A 15,086-nucleotide genomic window follows, 5' to 3' on the forward strand; every position below is an offset into this window, starting at 1 on the left:
CGGCCTCGACACGGACAGCACCCACACCGGTCATTTTCGCGCCGCCACGACGGCGCGGCAACGCCGTGCCAGGACTACTCAACCGAACTGCGTCCCCCCGCGAGGCCATCAAACCATGCGCGAAGCCGTAAAAATCTTCTGCAAACCCACAAACAGGCAGAACCCGACCTCCCCGCAGCACTCCCCATCAAGCGCTCGAAGAAGCCGGGGCCCTAACTAACTAACTAACCAACCAACCAACTAACCAACTCACTCACTCACCCACCCACTAACTCACCGCACACCCCTCACGGCCTCCAGCTATAAACCAAAACCTTGTTCTTCAAATCATCCTCAACCGTCACGTGATACACCCCATCCACCCCCACCGCAGCATTCAACCCATACGGAATATCCACCCACCCCGTCGGCCCATACGCCGAAGGCGCCCCCACAATCGCGCCCGGCTCCCACATCCCGACCGCCGACCCATCCGACGCCCTCAGCACCCACACCAACCCGCGCGTAGCGATCCCACACACGAAGATGTACTCCCCCGCCGGCTGCCAACTCACCGGCGTCGTAGCCACCGGCTGCACCGTCTCATCCCACGGCAACAGAACCTGCCACGTAGGCGTCGCCGTCGCCGGGTCCAGCGTGCTCCACTTGTCGTACCGCGCCAGGACCTTGCCGCACTCCTTCCAGTGCGCGTTCTCAAACGGCTGCGCCGCCGTGTACCCGGACACATACATCACGTCCATCCCCACGTCGTAGTACAACCGCCGCACCGGCTTGAACGGCGCCGGTAGCGCCGTCGTCACCATATGCGCGTAGTCGTAGATCGGATTGCCGTGACTGTCGAACCCCTGCAGCGGATACCGCCGCAAGTTACGGTCCCCGCCCTCCCACACATCCCCCTTGTCGTCGACGAACCACACCCAGCAGTTACTCGGCGCACTGAGCCCGTTGTTCGTCGTGTACTCATCCGCAGTGAACGCCCCATCACCATTCGCGTCCCGCCAGATCCACTCACCCACAGCAGGCTGAAAAGGCGGCCAGTTCGGGGCATCAGTGAAGTGCGCCTTGAAAATCGCAGCAGACGGGACCGCAATCTCACCCTGCATCCGATGAACCACCAACTCACCGCTGTACATACCAGTCGTGTACATATACACGGCGCCGTTAAACCGCCGCACGAACGCCGAAGTAATGTGATGCTGATGCCCGATCATGAACAACCGCGGATCCTGCGGATACTTCACCGAGTCCAGCGTGTACCCCATCCACGTCGAGTCACTTCCCGGAGCCTTGCTGTAGTCCATCCGGTAGTGCGCATGCGGACTGTAGATGTCCAACGCGTTCGACGCCGGATCGAAGTCCCCTGACGTCACAAACTCCTGCCCGACCAGCTGCCACACCAAGCTCCCGCTCGGATCGTACTTGCGCAGCCAAGTCCCGAACTCGTTCATACCGACGTACACATTGCCGGCCGCATCCCCACCAACCCCGGAGATCCCCCAGAACTTGTTCGTGTCCGGCACCCCCGGCGTCCCGCTACCGATCCCACCCGGCCGGCCCAGGCTCTTAGCCAACGTCGGCTTCGGCGAGAGGAGCCCGGTGTACGTGTGCACCTGCCGCAGCGGCCCGTTGTCGCCGACCAGCAGATTGCCGTTGACGTCGATCGCCAGCGACGTCGGCAGCCAGTCGGACGCCGGCCCGGAGATCGTGCCGGGCAGCGCGCTGCCGGTGTTCGTGAAACCGAGCACCGTCGCCGGGCCGTTCGCGCCCACGTGCCAGAAGTGGCCGTCGTTGGTGTCCCGGGTGACCCCGGAAACCACCCAGACGTCGCCGCTCTTCGGGTCGATCGCGACGGCGCCGGGCATGTTCACCGCCCACGTCCGCACGATCGCACCGGTCGCGGCGTCGAACACGATGACCCGGTTCTGCACCCGGTCGGTGGCGACCACCTGCGTGTCGGTCGCGGCGGCCGCGGCCGGCGGGCTGCCGACGGCGAACGTCACCGTGCTCGCGACACCGGCCAGCGAGAACGCGGTCAGCCCGTTGCCGACCGTCAGGAACGCGTTCTTGCTGTTCACCGCAACCGCGTCGCCGTTCGCGCTGTGGCTGTTGCCGACGACCTTGCCATCCTTGTAGATCCCGGCCTCGTCGCCGCCCTCGTCCCAGAAGGAGTTCGTGTAGACGGTGCCGTCGGCCGCGACAGCGATGTTGAAAAGGAAGTCCTGCATCCACTGTGTGGCGCCGGCGTACGTGTTCCCCACCCACGAAGTGGTGACGTTCAGCGTCGGGAACGTGGCGGCGGCCGTCGCGCCCTGAGTCGTGGCCGTGGCCGTCGCCGTCGCCGCCTGAGCTGTAGCTGTCTCACCGAGCAGAGCCGCTGCGGCCCCGCCCGCGATCACCGCACCAGCGCTGCTCACAATGAGCCGCCGACGCGTCATTCCCTTCGAATCCTCCATGCCGAGCTCCCTAGAACGACTGTAAAGTGAGCGTTCACTTGAGGGCACTGACGAAGGTAGGTTCGAGCGGCCCTACTGTCAACAGTCTGTTTCCAACGCCCCATGCAACCGTGCCGGATCCAGAGGCGGCGTCGGATCCAGGCATCGTCGACGATCCCCGACACTTGTAAAGTGACCGTTCATTCAGCAAGGATCGCCAGTAGCTCAGCCATGACTGCACGTCCATCCCGGGGAGGAGGAGGGATGCCTGGACAGCCGACCATGCGCAGCGTCGCGGAACACGCGGGCGTCTCGCATCAGACGGTCTCCCGCGTGGTGAACGGCGACCCGACCGTCACCGACGCGGTGCGCGAGCGCGTCGTCACCTCGATGTCCGCGCTCGGCTACCGGCCCAGCGCCGGCGGCCGCGCCATGGCCCGCGGCCGCACCGAGGTGGTCGGCCTGGTGATCCCGCACGACCCCGGCTTCGCCTTCGCCAACGACCACCTGATCCGCATGATGACCGGCGCGGAGCAGGAGCTGGCGGCCCGCGGCTACGGCATGCTGCTGTCCACGCGCGAGACCGCCAAGGACCCCGCCTCCGCCTACCGCCGCTTCGACCGGCGCCGGCTGGTCGACGGCCTGATCGTCGAGGGCGGCGGCGGCACGGCCGCGCTGCCGCGCCTGGTGGAGCTCGGCTACCCGGTCGTGGTGATCGGCTACACCGAGGACGACCTCGCCATGGTGCACCCCGACGACGAGGGCGGCGCCTACGCGGTCGCGCAGCACCTGCTGGCGCTGGGCCACCGCCGGATCGGCGTGGTCAACGGACCGCCGGAGAGCCGGCTGGCCATGGCGGCCCGGATGCGCGGCGTCCATCGCGCCTTCACCGACGCGCGCCTGGAACCCCCGCCCGGCCTGGAAGTCCACGGCGATTTCACCTTCGCATCCGGGCACGCCGCCGCGCAGCGCCTGATGGCCCTCCCCGCCCCACCGACCGCGGTCTTCGCGTTCAACGACGCGATGGCCCTGGGCGTCCTGCGCTGGATGCGGGAGAACGGCAAGAGCGTGCCCGGCGACGTCTCGATCGCAGGGTTCGACGACACCTCCGCCGCTGTACTCGGCGAGACCCCGCTGACCAGCGTCGCGCTGCAGAGCGTGGACCTGGGACGACGCGCCGCCCAGATCCTGCTGGACCTGCTCGACGGCAAGAACGCGCAGAACACCGAGACGGTCATGGCCGGCCGCCTGATGGTACGCGCGTCCACCGCACCGCCTCGCACTGTCATCTGAGAGGGCGGATTGTGACAATTCGCGGCGCGGCTGTACCCATTGGCGGCGAAGCCGCAGTGCCTATGAGCGGCGCCTGGCGTCGCCAGGTGGCCCTTACAGCCAACCAGGATGCGCGGGCCGCCTGTCTAGCCATGCTTGTTACTAGACCGTTTCGCTCGTTTCGTAGTCAGCCGGCGGTTCCGTATGCCGCAAATCATCACAATCCGCCCTCTGAGAACCCTGATCGATCAAAAGGATGTGGCCGACTCGATGACCCCTCAGACCTCGCTCAACCAGCACTCGCCCCTCAAAAAGCGCTTCGCCTACGTCGAAGACCGCTCCCCCGGCAGCGGCCGGCTGGCGCCGCGCGCGGCGTTCGCCTCCGACGCCGCGGTGCTGGGGCTGGACGGCCGGTGGCGGTTCCGGCTGGCCGCCGGGTTGCACGACACCACCGACGGCTTCCACGCCCCGGACTTCGACGACGCCGGCTGGGACCTGATCGCCGTCCCGTCGTGCTGGCAGCTGGACGGCGTGCCGGGCGAGCCGCGCCACGGCGCCCCGGCGTACACGAACGTCACCTACCCGATCCCGCTGAACCCGCCGCACGTCCCGCGCGAGAACCCGACCGGTGAGTACCGGTACGCCTTCGACGTGCCCGCCGACTTCCCCGCCGACGGCGCGCGGCTGCGCTTCGAGGGCGTCGACTCCTGCTTCGCGGTCTGGCTGAACGGCACGCTGCTCGGCGACGGCAAGGGCTCGCGGCTGCCTACCGAGTTCGACGTCTCGGCGGTGCTGGATCCGGGACGGCGCAACGTGATCGCGGTCCGGGTGCACCAGTGGTCGGCCGGCACCTACCTGGAAGACCAGGACATGTGGTGGCTGTCCGGCATCTTCCGGTCGGCGGCGATCCTGGAGCGGCCGCGCGACGGGATATCAGACTTCTTCGTCCACGCCGACTTCGACCCGGCGACCGGCGCGGGCACGCTGCGCGTCGACGTCCACACCATCACCGGGACGGCCCGGCTGACCGTCCCCGACCTCGGCATCGCCGACGCCGACCCGGCCGGCCCGTTCGTCATCGCGCACGTCGAGCCGTGGAGCGACGAGCAGCCGCGGCTGTACACCGGCGAGCTGGTCAGCGCCGGCGAACGCGTCCCGGTCCGGATCGGCTTCCGCCGCGTCGAGACCGCCGACGGTGTCCTGCTGGCCAACGGCAAGCCGCTGAAGTTCCGCGGCGTGAACCGCCACGAGTGGCATCCGATCACCGGCCGCACCCTGAGCCCGGAGACGATGCTCGAAGACGTCCTGCTGATGAAGCGGCACAACATCAACGCGGTCCGCACCTCGCACTACCCGCCGGACTCCCGGTTCCTGGACCTGTGCGACGAGTACGGCCTGTGGGTCATCGACGAGTGCGACCTGGAGACGCACGGCTTCGCGCTGGCCGGCTGGCGCGGCAACCCGGTCGCCGAACCGGAGTGGCGCGAGGCGATGCTGGACCGCGCCGAGCGGATGGTCGAGCGGGACAAGAACCACCCGAGCGTGGTGATCTGGTCGCTGGGCAACGAGTGCGACAGCGGCGAGAACCTGGCCGCGATGGCCGCGTGGATCCGGGAGCGCGACCCGGACCGGCTGATCCACTACGAGGGCGACCGCGACTCCTCCTACGTGGACCTGTACTCGCGGATGTACCCGAACTACGACCACGTGGCCGCGACCGGCGTGTATCAGGAGCCGATGACGATCGACCCGACCGTGGACGCGCACCGGCGGTCGCTGCCGTTCATCCTCTGCGAGTTCGCGCACGCGATGGGCAACGGCCCCGGCGGCCTGCTGGAGTACCGCGACCTGTTCGAGTCCCATCCCCGGCTGGCCGGCGGGTTCGTCTGGGAGTGGATCGACCACGGCGTCGCGCAGGGCGCGCACTACGCCTACGGCGGCGACTTCGGCGAGCGGGTGCACGACGGCAACTTCGTCGCCGACGGCCTGCTGTTCCCCGACCGCACGCCCTCGCCGGGCCTGCTGGAGTACGGCAAACTCTGCGAGCCGGTCCGCGTCGAGGGCGACGCGATCCGCAACCTGCACCACACCCGGGACACCGGATACCTGCGCTGGAGCTGGCGGCTGGAGATCGACGGCGACCTCATCGCGCAGGACGAACTCCCGGTGCCGCCGATCCCGCCGGGTGCCACGTACCGCTTCCGGCACCCGGTGGAACTGACGAAGGCGGCCGACGCCGCGGGCCCCGGCGAGCGCTGGCTCACCGTCGAGGCCGTGCTGGCCGCCGACGAGGCCTGGGCGCCGGCCGGGCACGTGGTCGCCTGGGGCCAGGTCGAGCTGGAGGACGCCCCGTTCAGCGACGCCGATCCGTTGGTGGACCAGGCCGTCGCGCTGGCCGCGGACGCGCTGCTGGCGGCTTCCACGCCGGGCGGCACGTCGTTCGGCAGCGCGACCATCGACCGCGGCGACGCGGCCGCGGACTACCTGACGCCGCAACGCCTCGGCGACACCGTCACGCTCGGCGCGGCGACCTTCGACGCCTCCTCCGGGGAGCTGTTGGGCCTGGCCGGACTGGCGATCGAGGGCTTCGCGCTGGACCTGTGGCACGCCCCGATCGACAACGAGCGCTGGTCCTCCTTCACCGCGCCGCCCCTGCTGGAAGCGTGGCAGGCCGCCGGGTTGGACCGGCTGGTGCACGACGTGCGCGGCGTGGAGTGCGAGCCCGACGCGTTCACCGTCACGACCCGCGTCGGCCCGGTCGGCCTGGACCACCACCTGGAGGTCACCTACATCTGGGCGGCGACCGACAGCCGGCTGAGCCTGACCGTACACACCGCGCCGAACCGGCCGTGGCCGTGCCCGATCCCGCGCTTCGGGGTCTCCTTCCAGCTGCCCGGCGAGCTGGACACCGTGAGCTGGTACGGACTCGGACCCGGCGAGGCGTACCGGGACAGCCGGTCGGCGGTGCGCGTCGGCCAATATCAGAGCTCTGTTTCGGCCATGCAGACGCCCTACCTGTTCCCGCAGGAGAACGGCAACCGGCACCAGGTCCGCAGAGCCTCGCTGACCCGCGCGGACGGCACCGGCCTGCTGCTCTCCGGCGCTCCGCACTTCGACCTCGCCGTGCGGCCGTGGAGCAACGCGGCGCTGGAAGCAGCGCGCCATCCCGACGAGCTGGTCCCCTCCGGACGCCTGCACGTCCAGGTGGACCACGCACACCACGGCATCGGAAGCGCGTCGTGCGGCCATCCCCTGCAACCGCGTCACCGCCTGGAGGCCATGCCCGCCAGCTTCACGTTTACCCTGGAGGCGCTACAGTAGCGACACGAGACAACGTAGGCACCGGGCCCGGCGCCGTGTCGCCGGAAGGAACCGGACCGCCTTGAGCATGAGCACGCCCAGTGCGGGCGGGGAAGCACGCCGCCCGACGATGGCGGACGTGGCACGGATCGCGGGCGTCAGCCTGAAGACCGTCTCGCGGGTGGTGAACAACGTCCCCACCGTGGACCCCCAGTTGGTGGTCAAGGTCAACGCCGCCGTCGCCGAGCTCGGCTTCCGCCGCAACGACATGGCCCGCAACCTGCGGGCCGGCAGCAGTTCGGCGACGGTGGGCCTGCTCATCGAGGATCTGGCGAACCCGTTCTACGCCGGGATAGCCGCGGCCGCGGCGCAGTACGCGCTGGACCGCGACACCCTGCTGATCACGGCCAGCTCCGAGGAGGACGCCGACCGCGAGCGCAAGCTGCTGCTGGAGCTGTGCGAGCGCCGGGTGGACGGGCTGCTGGTGGTCCCGGCCGCCGACGCCGACCACGTCTACCTGCGCCCGGAGATCGAGCGCGGCACGCCGATCGTGTTCCTGGACCGGCCGCCGCGCAACCTGCGCGCGGACACCGTGCTGATCGACAACGCGGCCGGCGCCCGCACGGCGATCGAGCACCTGGCCGCCGCCGGGCACACCCGGATCGGCGTGGTCGCGGACTGGCTGAGCATCTCCACCATGGCCGAGCGGCTGGCGGCGGCGGAGAAGGCGCTGGAGCAGGCCGGGCTGCCCTACCGGCCGGACCTCATCAAGTACGGCGTGCACACCGTCGCCGACGCCACAGCCGCGGTGAACGCCATGCTCGACGGCCCCGAGCCGCCGACCGCGGTGTTCGCGCTGAACAACCGGCTGGTGCTCGGCGCGCTCAGCGCGCTGGGCGGCCGGTCGGCGAAGGTGGAACTGGTCGGGTTCGACGACTTCGAGACCGCCGCGTTCGTCCCGTGGCCGCTGACGGTGGTCTCCTACGACGTGCGCGAGATCGGGCGCATCGGCGCTCAGCTGCTGTTCGACCGGATCGCCGGAGACCGGTCGCGGCCCAAGACGATCGTGGTTCCGACCGAGCTGGTAGTGCGCAGCGCCGGCTGAGACCGGCACGGCGTAGCCGACGCGCGCACTCTCGATTAAATCAGACCTCGAATATACCTGCCGGCACTCCGCGCACTCCGACCCCGACGGCGAAAACCGAGCCCGACAAAGGCTCGCGAGCTGCGTCGGTACCGGCAAGTGCCGAAGTCACGAAAAGTACACCGTCCGCGCCGAAGGCGCACGAAGAGGGTTGCGAGACGGGAAACCGCACGGTGGCGAGGTGCCGGCCGCGCGGATCGTATCGCCGCACTTCAGCGGCTCCCCAGACGGCGAGCCACAGGCAGCCGTCCTCGTCAACGCACAGTCCGTCCGGAAGTCCGCCGTCGATGCGTATCAGTTCCCTGAGAGTCCCGAGGGCGCCGGTGCGTACGTCGAATTCAGCGGCCAGCACCACCCGTCGCATGCTGTCGGCCAGGTAGAAGACGGTGTCGTCCGGGTTCCAGCCCAGGCCGTTCGGCAGCGTCAGCCCTTCGACGACGGTCCGGACTCCGTCCCGCGGGTCCCAGCAGTGCAACGCGCCGCGGCCCGGCTCGAAGGACAGTTCCGTGCTGCCCGCCCAGAAACGTCCCGCTGAGTCGCACTTGGCGTCGTTCATCCGCAACGCCGGATCAGCCAGCACTGGATGCTCGACAGTGAAGCCGCCGTCCGGTCTCAGTATCCCGAAACCCTTTGCACACGCGGCGACCCAGCCTCCGCCGCGCCGTGGAGCCACCGCGCCGAGGCTCATCCCGATTCTCGTGGTCTCCGTCGCCGGTCCGGGTTCTCGCAGGTCAGCTGATAGAAGCCGACCCTGCGGGATGTCCACGAAGACCAGGCGTCCGGCCGCCTGCTCGACCACCGGCCCCTCGCCCACCTGAGCGTCGCAGGGGGCGAATATCTCTGGACTGAACATGGGAATGCGCTTTCCTTTCCTTCGCTGAAACGCTGGACAACGTTGTCTCGGCGTGACTATGGTTCCAGCCAATCCCTTGAGAGGAACAGTGATGACCCCCCTTCCCGAGCCGCGTCGGCTGTGGAACGACGGTAGCGCCGTTGAGGTGCGAGGTGCCGTCGTGACGCGGTTGACGCCGGGGGCGGAACCGGTCGTCACCATGGAATCCGAGGGCGGTGTCGTCGAGCTCGCCGGTGGGATGCCGGGGACAACGTTGGTACGCCTGGACATCCCGCTCGGCGGCGCCGTCGGCTACTGGCACCCGGCCGCCGGCTGGGACCGCCACCTGGCCGCGGACTGGATGACCGGCTGGCGCGCGGTCGGCCTGTTCGACTCGGCGCCGCTGGGTTGTCTCTACGACGCCGATGGAAACTCGTTGCTCGCCTACGCCTCCGACCGCCTGGTCGCGACCACGCACGTCAAGTTCGGCGTCGGGGAGCGCACCGGCCGGTTCGGGATCTGGCTGGCCATGGACCTGGAGCCGGGCGAGGTCTGCCGGATCCGAATAGCCGGTCCCGGGCAGTCGCACGCCGACGCGCTGCGCGATCTGGCGCGCTGGCAGTCCTCGAAGTCTGCCGGGACAACGCTGCCCGTCCCGGACGCCGGCCGGACCGCGACCTACTCGACGTGGTACTCGTACCATCAAGACGTCACCGCGCAAGCGATCGAGGCCGAGGCCGAGCTGGCCGCCGAATCAGGGTGCGGACTCCTCATCCTGGACGACGGCTGGCAGCGCGGCGGCACCGGCGGCGGCTACTCCGGCTGCGGCGACTGGGAGCCAGACACCCAGAAGTTCCCGGACTTCGCCGCGCATGTCGCTGAGATCCACGCCACCGGCCTGAAGTACATGGCCTGGATCGCGCCGCTGTTGCTCGGCCAGGACAGCGCTGCACGCGAAGCGCTCGCCGAGTTCGCGCCGCACGCCCGGCCCGAGTGGCGGTGCCACGTGCTGGACCCGCGCCATGCCCGGGTCCGTGACTTCGTCGTCGACAGCTGCGCACGGCTGGTCGAGGCGTACGGCCTGGACGGCCTGAAGATCGATTTCCTGGACTCCGCCTCGGCGTACGCGAGTGAGATGTACACGGACACGGCCGCCGAGGGCTGGATCCCGGACGTCAGCACCGCCGTGCGCGTCATGCTGGCCGCCCTGCACGACCGGCTCCGCGCCGCACGCGGCGACGACTTCCTCGTCGAGTTCCGCCAGCCGTACACGGGCCCTGCGATGCTCGACTACGCCAACCTGCTGCGCGCCGGCGACTGCCCGGCCGACGCGGTCGCCAACCGCGTGAAGTCCCTGGACTTGGCACTGCTCGCACCGGACGCCGCGATCCACTCCGACATGCTGATGTGGGACGCGACCGGCACCCCGGAGCAGGCCGCCCGGCAGCTGCTGGCGGTCCTGCACACCGTCCCGCAGATCTCGATGCGGCTCGCCGACCTACCCGCGGAGCACCGTGCCATGACCGCTTTCTGGCTCGGTTTCTGGCGCGAGCGCCGCGACTTGCTGACCCGCGGCCGGCTGCGCGCCGGCCGTCCCGACGAGCTCTATCCCCTGGTGACCGTGTCCGACGCCGAGCGCGTCGTGGCGGTCCTGCACAACGCACAGCACCTGGTCCCGCTCGCTCTGCGCGGGCTCCGCGAGGCCGCGGTCGTCAACGCCACCGACGCCGACCGCGTCGTCCTGGACCTGCACGACCTGTTCGACCTTCCGCACCAAGCCGACGTGCGCCTGACCGTGTCAGACGCCTGCGGTCGCACCGTCCGCACGGAGAACACACGCCTAGCCCTCGGGCCGATCTCCATCGCGGTTCCCCCTTCCGGCCTGTGCGTGATCACGCCGATCGCAGAGGCCTGAAACTCCTTCCTTCCACGGAGGCCCGAGTAATGATCAACCCTGAGATCAGCCGTCGCCGCGCGCTGGGGTACGGTGCGGCGGCCACCGCCGGCGCCGCCGCGGCAAGCATGATCGGCAGCCAAAGCGCTCGTGCCGAGACGGCGATAGCCGACAGCGCCACGACCGCAGCCGTCCGCATCCCGTTGGTGGACGTCAACTTCACCGACACCACAGGGCTCTACATCGCCGACCCGAACAGCGGCACCGCCCCGGCGGCGCTGGTCGTGACCTTCAACAGCAAGGTCGCGATGACCGGCACCATCGCCTGGACCCTGACCCGGCGCGGCACCACGCAGCTGGGCACGGGTAGCTCGCCGTTCAGCGCCCCGGCCGGAACGCAGGGCGTGGTCACCATCCCGCTCGGCGCGCTGAGCCCGGACCACTACCAGGTGGCGGTCACCGTCACCAAGTCCGACGCCACGGTCCTGATAGCCGCCACACACGGCCTCGGCGTGATCCGTCAGACCGTCACCGGCGTGCGTCCGAACTCGGTGTTCGGCCTCGGGATCCGGCCCGAGGGCACGTGGGCGGTGAGTCAGCAGATCGCCTCGCGCATGGGGGTGAAGTGGACCCGCGGCATCGTGGCCGTCGAGCCGGACACCGTCGCGCCCTCCCCCGGCGTGTTCTGGGACCAGACCGCGATCGACGCCGCACGCGCCGAGGTCCAGAACTGGCTCGCGCTCGGGATCACGCCGATCGGCGGCATCAACTACAACATGTCCTGGAACGTGGAGCCGCTGCCCAACGGCACGATCCCACTGCCGTACCAGAACCGGCCGAAGGACATGGTCGCGCACTCGGAGATGGTGTACCACAGCATCGCGCCGCTCCAGGACCTGGTGCAGAACTGGGAGCTGTGGAACGAGCCGTGGGTGCACGGCTGGTCCTGGGCGACCGGCACGGCGCAGGACTACCGCGACATGACCAAGCTCATCTGGGACCTGGTCAAGCCGGACTACCCGGACGTGAACCTGATCGGCGGCGGCTCGGTCACCTACAACCGGGACATCGTCTACGCGCTCGGCTCGGACAAGACCGGCTACATCGACGGCTCGGTGAACCACGCGTACGGCTACCCGGACGCGACGCAGTACGCGATGACCAAGACCCAGATCAAGCTGGACAAGAAGTACGGCCAGACCCAGGGCCGGGCCGGCCAGTGGCAGACCGAGCTGGGCACCGCCGCGTCGTTCCAGTTCCCGGACTACCCGGTGAACATGCGGCAGTACGGCGTGGCCCGCACCCTGACGCCGAACTACCTGCTGCACATGCTGGCCGGGGCCGAGGAGAACTCGCCGGTCAAGGTGTTCTGGTTCTCGCTGTGCTACGACGCGACGTACTCGGGCGCCGAGTTCAACATGTACGACAACAAGACCAAGAGCCCGAGCGCGCCGATCGTCGCCTACTCCACGATGACCCGCGTCCTGGAGGACTGCCAGCTGCTCGAAGAGCTCTACCCGACCGCGAAGTCGACGTGGGGCTTCCTGTTCAAGCACGCCGACGGCAAGGGCCGCGCCGCCGTCTACGCCGACCAGCTCTACGACGGCACGATGGAGCACCAGAACGTCGGCTACACCGGGACGCTGACCCTGAACAACGCCCGGCACGTGCGCGTCTACGACTACCTCGGCACGCAGCTGGCCGACGGCAGCAAGTCGACCGTCACGTTGCCGCTGAACCCGTGGGAGGTCCTGTACTTCGACACGGACCTGCGGCCGAACGATCTCAAGATGCTGCTGACCGAAGGCGCCGTGTTCACCTACGACGAGCCGGTGAAGGTCACACCGCTGTCGTTCGTGAAGCCCATCGGCGACGGCAGCACCATAGACCTGCGCGTGGAGAACGTGTCCCCGGCTCCTCTGCACGCCAATGTCACGATCACGCCGCCGGCCGGCTGGACCACGCCGACCGCGACCCGGCCGGTGCTGCTGGCGCCGGGTGAGTGTCAGATCGTGTCGTGGCCGGCGCTGACGTCGCAGGTCGATCCGACCAACCAGTACCCGATCGGGTACGACGTGACGATCCCGGGACGGGACGGCTTCCATCTGAAGGGCTCGCAGACGGTCCAGCTCGCCTACGTGCCGAACCGCACGATCACCGTGGGCGGCAGCGCGAGCCAGTGGAACGGCGTCGTGCCGGTCACGATGTCCAGCACCGTGCTGCTCGCCGGCGTCAGCGACACCAAGACGTACACCTACCAGACCGCGTGGGACAGCACGAGCCTGTACGTGCGCGCGGTCATCGAGGACGACACGCAGTCCTCGAACCTGGTGTGGGCCTCGGCGCAGGGGCAGTATCTGTTCCCGTTCGCCGCCGACAGCATCCAGATCGGCTTCAATGTCGCCGCCAACCCCGACGACCTGCTGGCCGGCGACCCGCACTACGACAAGTGCCTGATCTCGGCCTCGCACCTGTTCGTCGCCACGCTGCCCTTCGGCCCCGGCGAGCTGCACCGCCAGCTGGCGCCGGGCACGAACTACCAGACGTTCTATCCGACCAACGCGGTGCTCCCGACGCCGCTGGGCCAGCTGGACGCGCACGCCACCACCGGCGCCGACGGCCGGGTAGTCGTCACCCGCGACGACACCACCAAGCTGACGACGTACGAGCTGGCGATCAACTGGAATCAGCTCCCTGATCTGTACGCGGCGATCCAGGCCCTGCCAGCCGGCCAGGTCCACGAGGCCACCATGGCGGTCCAGGTCAACGACCGCGGCAAGAACAGCCACGGCGCCACGTACTGGACGGCGAAGAACGAGGGAACCGCCTCGGGCTGCTACAACTTCGCCCCGTTCTGGGGCACCGGCGCGCAGTTCACCGGCGGCCGGATCGACACCCGTTGGGGGATCGGACAGTGAACCCCCCTTGGTCGGAGCCATCCGGCGTCAAGATCACAGATGTGCGGACCATCCTCACCGCGCCGACCGGAACCACGCTGGTCATCGTCCGAATCGACACCAACCAGCCGGGCCTGTACGGGCTCGGGTGCGCGACCTTCACGCAGCGCGCCAAGGCGGTCGCGACCGCGGTCGACGAGTACCTGGCACCGCAGCTGATCGGCCGCGATCCGGCCGACATCACGGACATCGTCAGCACCCTGCACGTCTCGGGGTACTGGCGCTCCGGCCCTGTCCTGAACAACGCTCTGTCGGGCGTCGACATGGCTTTGTGGGACATCAAGGGCAAGGCCGCCGGGCTCCCGGTGTGGCAGCTGCTCGGAGGCCGCTGCCGCACCGCGGTCCCGCTCTACACCCACGCCGCCGGGGTGGACGCCAAGGCGGTCGCCGAGGAGGTCCAGGAATGGATCGAAGCCGGCTACACACACGTGCGCTGTCAGGTCGCCGTCCCTGGCGGCGGCACCTACGGCGCACCGAAGGCGGCGAGCGGCGCCGGAGGTGAGGGCAACCGGCGTCCGCTCGTCGCCGACGCGTGGGATCCCCGCGCGTATCTGCGGACGGTGCGCGGTCTGTTCGAGCACCTGCGCAGCGAAGTGGGATCGGAAGTGGAGCTGATCCACGACGTGCACGAGCGCGTGCACCCCACCGAGGCCGTGCGGCTGGCCAAGGATCTGGAGCCGTACGACCTGTTCTATCTGGAGGATCCGGTCGCCCCGGAAGACCTCGACTGGCTCCGCGCCATCCGGAACCAGAGCGCGACGCCGATCGCGATCGGCGAGCTGTTCGTCAACCCCGCCGAGTACCGGCCGGTGATCACCGAGCGCCTGTGCGACTTCATCAGGGTCCACATATCGGCGATCGGCGGCCTGACCCCGGCCTGGCGGCTGGCGAACCTCGCCGAGAGCTTCGGCGTCCGCACCGCGTGGCACGGCCCCGGCGACGTCTCGCCAGTCGGCCACGCCGCCAACCTCGCCCTGGACCTGGCCAGCCCGAACTTCGGGATCCAGGAGCAGCACCTGTTCGCCGACCAGCACCGGGAAGTGTTCCCGGGCTGCCCGGAGATCCGGGACGGCCACCTGTGGCCGTCGGACGCGCCGGGGCTCGGCGTCGACCTCGACGAAGCCCTGGCCGCGAAGTACCCGCCGGCCGCGAAGGCCGAGCCCGGTCACGCCTGGCGCCCTCCGCGCCGGGGCGACGGTGCTCTGCAACGCCCGTAGTTCGTCCCCGTCCAGGAATCAGGAAACGGAGATAGCCG

8 protein-coding genes are annotated in these 15,086 nt (G+C 69.3%); 6 read left to right on the top strand and 2 right to left on the bottom strand.

Annotated features, from left to right (window positions below):
* Positions 1-287: 287 nt before the first annotated feature.
* Positions 288-2,501, bottom strand: coding sequence for a hypothetical protein (locus ABH935_RS38475; RefSeq protein ID WP_370382911.1), 2,214 nt, complete (start codon positions 2,499-2,501; stop codon positions 288-290).
* A 195-nt stretch (positions 2,502-2,696) separates the two neighbouring features.
* On the opposite strand from ABH935_RS38475, the gene ABH935_RS38480 reads away from it, so the two are divergent.
* The 3 genes from ABH935_RS38480 to ABH935_RS38490 all read left to right on the top strand — a co-directional run bounded on the left by ABH935_RS38480 (position 2,697) and on the right by ABH935_RS38490 (position 8,109).
* Positions 2,697-3,725 carry a LacI family DNA-binding transcriptional regulator gene (locus tag ABH935_RS38480; RefSeq protein ID WP_370382912.1) on the top strand — a complete coding sequence of 343 codons (1,029 nt, stop codon included), beginning with the start codon at positions 2,697-2,699 and terminating at the stop codon, positions 3,723-3,725.
* Between the two features lie 249 nt (positions 3,726-3,974).
* Complete coding sequence (locus tag ABH935_RS38485) at positions 3,975-7,025, top strand: glycoside hydrolase family 2 TIM barrel-domain containing protein (RefSeq protein ID WP_370382913.1); 3,051 nt, start codon at positions 3,975-3,977, stop codon at positions 7,023-7,025.
* 67 nt (positions 7,026-7,092) lie between these two features.
* The gene (locus tag ABH935_RS38490; RefSeq protein ID WP_370382914.1) at positions 7,093-8,109 is read left to right on the top strand and encodes a LacI family DNA-binding transcriptional regulator; all 1,017 of its coding nucleotides are present in this window, start codon (positions 7,093-7,095) and stop codon (positions 8,107-8,109) included.
* Between the two features lie 40 nt (positions 8,110-8,149).
* Here the strand turns inward: ABH935_RS38490 and ABH935_RS38495 are convergent, their stop codons facing one another.
* Complete coding sequence (locus ABH935_RS38495) at positions 8,150-9,001, bottom strand: SMP-30/gluconolactonase/LRE family protein (RefSeq protein WP_370382915.1); 852 nt, start codon at positions 8,999-9,001, stop codon at positions 8,150-8,152.
* A 91-nt stretch (positions 9,002-9,092) separates the two neighbouring features.
* Here ABH935_RS38495 and ABH935_RS38500 point away from each other — a divergent pair, with 91 nt between their 5' ends.
* Genes ABH935_RS38500 through ABH935_RS38510 form a run of 3 tightly spaced genes read left to right on the top strand, consistent with a single transcriptional unit; the run spans position 9,093 to position 15,048 of the window.
* On the top strand, positions 9,093-10,895 hold the full coding sequence (locus tag ABH935_RS38500) for a glycoside hydrolase family 36 protein (RefSeq protein ID WP_370382916.1): 1,803 nt from the start codon (positions 9,093-9,095) through the stop codon (positions 10,893-10,895).
* 29 nt (positions 10,896-10,924) lie between these two features.
* The gene (locus tag ABH935_RS38505) at positions 10,925-13,792 is read left to right on the top strand and encodes a hypothetical protein (protein ID WP_370382917.1); all 2,868 of its coding nucleotides are present in this window, start codon (positions 10,925-10,927) and stop codon (positions 13,790-13,792) included.
* 41 nt (positions 13,793-13,833) lie between these two features.
* The gene (locus tag ABH935_RS38510; RefSeq protein WP_370382918.1) at positions 13,834-15,048 is read left to right on the top strand and encodes an enolase C-terminal domain-like protein; all 1,215 of its coding nucleotides are present in this window, start codon (positions 13,834-13,836) and stop codon (positions 15,046-15,048) included.
* Positions 15,049-15,086: the final 38 nt, after the last annotated feature.

The organism is Catenulispora sp. GAS73, from assembly GCF_041262085.1.
Lineage (GTDB): Bacteria > Actinomycetota > Actinomycetes > Streptomycetales > Catenulisporaceae > Catenulispora.

Excerpts from the sequence above, each read along its gene's own strand:
- ABH935_RS38480 (WP_370382912.1), top strand. The coding sequence starts at position 2,697 with ATGCCTGGACAGCCGACCATGCGCAGCGTCGCGGAACACGCGGGCGTC.
- ABH935_RS38485 (WP_370382913.1), top strand. The coding sequence starts at position 3,975 with ATGACCCCTCAGACCTCGCTCAACCAGCACTCGCCCCTCAAAAAGCGC.
- ABH935_RS38490 (WP_370382914.1), top strand. The coding sequence starts at position 7,093 with ATGAGCACGCCCAGTGCGGGCGGGGAAGCACGCCGCCCGACGATGGCG.
- ABH935_RS38495 (WP_370382915.1), bottom strand. The coding sequence starts at position 9,001 with ATGTTCAGTCCAGAGATATTCGCCCCCTGCGACGCTCAGGTGGGCGAG.
- ABH935_RS38500 (WP_370382916.1), top strand. The coding sequence starts at position 9,093 with ATGACCCCCCTTCCCGAGCCGCGTCGGCTGTGGAACGACGGTAGCGCC.
- ABH935_RS38505 (WP_370382917.1), top strand. The coding sequence starts at position 10,925 with ATGATCAACCCTGAGATCAGCCGTCGCCGCGCGCTGGGGTACGGTGCG.